At 50.9% G+C, this 3296-nt stretch carries 2 rRNA genes; both read right to left on the bottom strand.

Features of this window, described 5'->3' with window-relative positions:
- Positions 1-70, bottom strand: a 5S ribosomal RNA gene (rrf, locus tag QIW53_RS27125); the annotation flags it as partial.
- A gap of 138 nt (positions 71-208) precedes the next feature.
- Positions 209-3102 (bottom strand): 23S ribosomal RNA (locus QIW53_RS27120).
- Positions 3103-3296 lie beyond the last annotated feature (194 nt).

Genomic DNA, 3296 nt, shown 5'->3' with positions numbered 1-3296 from the left:
CGGCGATGCATCGTTTCACTGCTGAGTTCGGGATGGGATCAGGTGGTTCCAATGCTCTATGGTCGTCAAGAAATTCTTGAGCTGACGTGTCTTTCGACATTCCAGCGAATCGGGTATGTGATGCTTGTGAGCTGCAAACTTTCGGTTGTTTCGTCTTCACAACACCGCAATCTGGCCTCATTCGAGTCGCAAATTGCTTGGGTGTTATATGGTCAAGCCTCACGGGCAATTAGTATTGGTTAGCTCAACGCCTCACAGCGCTTACACACCCAACCTATCAACGTCGTAGTCTTCGACGGCCCTTCAGGGAACTCAAGGTTCCAGTGAGATCTCATCTTGAGGCAAGTTTCCCGCTTAGATGCTTTCAGCGGTTATCTTTTCCGAACATAGCTACCCGGCAATGCCACTGGCGTGACAACCGGAACACCAGAGGTTCGTCCACTCCGGTCCTCTCGTACTAGGAGCAGCCCCTCTCAAATCTCAAACGTCCACGGCAGATAGGGACCGAACTGTCTCACGACGTTCTAAACCCAGCTCGCGTACCACTTTAAATGGCGAACAGCCATACCCTTGGGACCGGCTTCAGCCCCAGGATGTGATGAGCCGACATCGAGGTGCCAAACACCGCCGTCGATATGAACTCTTGGGCGGTATCAGCCTGTTATCCCCGGAGTACCTTTTATCCGTTGAGCGATGGCCCTTCCATACAGAACCACCGGATCACTAAGACCTACTTTCGTACCTGCTCGACGTGTCTGTCTCGCAGTCAAGCGCGCTTTTGCCTTTATACTCTACGACCGATTTCCGACCGGTCTGAGCGCACCTTCGTACTCCTCCGTTACTCTTTAGGAGGAGACCGCCCCAGTCAAACTACCCACCATACACTGTCCTCGATCCGGATAACGGACCTGAGTTAGAACCTCAAAGTTGCCAGGGTGGTATTTCAAGGATGGCTCCACGCAGACTGGCGTCCACGCTTCAAAGCCTCCCACCTATCCTACACAAGCAAATTCAAAGTCCAGTGCAAAGCTATAGTAAAGGTTCACGGGGTCTTTCCGTCTAGCCGCGGATACACTGCATCTTCACAGCGATTTCAATTTCACTGAGTCTCGGGTGGAGACAGCGCCGCCATCGTTACGCCATTCGTGCAGGTCGGAACTTACCCGACAAGGAATTTCGCTACCTTAGGACCGTTATAGTTACGGCCGCCGTTTACCGGGGCTTCGATCAAGAGCTTCGCGTTAGCTAACCCCATCAATTAACCTTCCGGCACCGGGCAGGCGTCACACCCTATACGTCCACTTTCGTGTTTGCAGAGTGCTGTGTTTTTAATAAACAGTCGCAGCGGCCTGGTATCTTCGACCGGCATGGGCTTACGGAGCAAGTCCTTCACCCTCACCGGCGCACCTTCTCCCGAAGTTACGGTGCCATTTTGCCTAGTTCCTTCACCCGAGTTCTCTCAAGCGCCTTGGTATTCTCTACCCAACCACCTGTGTCGGTTTGGGGTACGGTTCCTGGTTACCTGAAGCTTAGAAGCTTTTCTTGGAAGCATGGCATCAACCACTTCGTGTTCTAAAAGAACACTCGTCATCAGCTCTCGGCCTTGGAATCCCGGATTTACCTAAGATCCCAGCCTACCACCTTAAACTTGGACAACCAACGCCAAGCTGGCCTAGCCTTCTCCGTCCCTCCATCGCAATAACCAGAAGTACAGGAATATTAACCTGTTTTCCATCGACTACGCTTTTCAGCCTCGCCTTAGGGACCGACTAACCCTGCGTCGATTAACGTTGCGCAGGAAACCTTGGTCTTTCGGCGTGGGTGTTTTTCACACCCATTGTCGTTACTCATGTCAGCATTCGCACTTCTGATACCTCCAGCAAGCTTCTCAACTCACCTTCACAGGCTTACAGAACGCTCCTCTACCGCATCATCCTAAGATGATACCCGTAGCTTCGGTGTATGGTTTGAGCCCCGTTACATCTTCCGCGCAGGCCGACTCGACTAGTGAGCTATTACGCTTTCTTTAAAGGGTGGCTGCTTCTAAGCCAACCTCCTAGCTGTCTAAGCCTTCCCACATCGTTTCCCACTTAACCATAACTTTGGGACCTTAGCTGACGGTCTGGGTTGTTTCCCTTTTCACGACGGACGTTAGCACCCGCCGTGTGTCTCCCATGCTCGGCACTTGTAGGTATTCGGAGTTTGCATCGGTTTGGTAAGTCGGGATGACCCCCTAGCCGAAACAGTGCTCTACCCCCTACAGTGATACATGAGGCGCTACCTAAATAGCTTTCGAGGAGAACCAGCTATCTCCGAGCTTGATTAGCCTTTCACTCCGATCCACAGGTCATCCGCTAACTTTTCAACGGTAGTCGGTTCGGTCCTCCAGTCAGTGTTACCTAACCTTCAACCTGCCCATGGATAGATCGCCCGGTTTCGGGTCTATACCCAGCGACTAAACGCCCTATTAAGACTCGCTTTCGCTACGCCTCCCCTATTCGGTTAAGCTCGCCACTGAATATAAGTCGCTGACCCATTATACAAAAGGTACGCAGTCACAGAACAAAGTCTGCTCCCACTGCTTGTACGCATACGGTTTCAGGATCTATTTCACTCCCCTCTCCGGGGTTCTTTTCGCCTTTCCCTCACGGTACTAGTTCACTATCGGTCAGTCAGTAGTATTTAGCCTTGGAGGATGGTCCCCCCATATTCAGACAAAGTTTCTCGTGCTCCGTCCTACTCGATTTCATGACTAAGAGACTTTCGCGTACAGGGCTATCACCCACTATGGCCGCACTTTCCAGAGCGTTCCGCTAATCTCAAAGCCACTTAAGGGCTAGTCCCCGTTCGCTCGCCACTACTAAGGGAATCTCGGTTGATTTCTTTTCCTCAGGGTACTTAGATGTTTCAGTTCCCCTGGTTCGCCTCTTGCACCTATGTATTCAGTACAAGATAACCATCTTGTGATGGCTGGGTTCCCCCATTCAGACATCTCCGGATCAAAGTCTGTTTGCCGACTCCCCGAAGCTTTTCGCAGGCTACCACGTCTTTCATCGCCTCTGACTGCCAAGGCATCCACCGTATGCGCTTCTTCACTTGACCATATAACCCCAAGCAATCTGGTTATACTGTGAAGACGACATTCGCCGAAAATTCGCAAAACTCTTAAGAGTCACTCACAAATTTTACCTTAGCCTGATCCGTTACCAGTGAAAGTAACGTTCAGTCTATCTTTCTATCACATACCCAAATTTTTAAAGAACGAACTAGTCAAAGACTAGAAATCAACATTCATC

Source organism: Pseudomonas fluorescens, from assembly GCF_041354075.1.
Taxonomy (GTDB): domain Bacteria; phylum Pseudomonadota; class Gammaproteobacteria; order Pseudomonadales; family Pseudomonadaceae; genus Aquipseudomonas; species Aquipseudomonas fluorescens_CE.
This window is presented reverse-complemented; position numbering and strand designations above follow the sequence as displayed.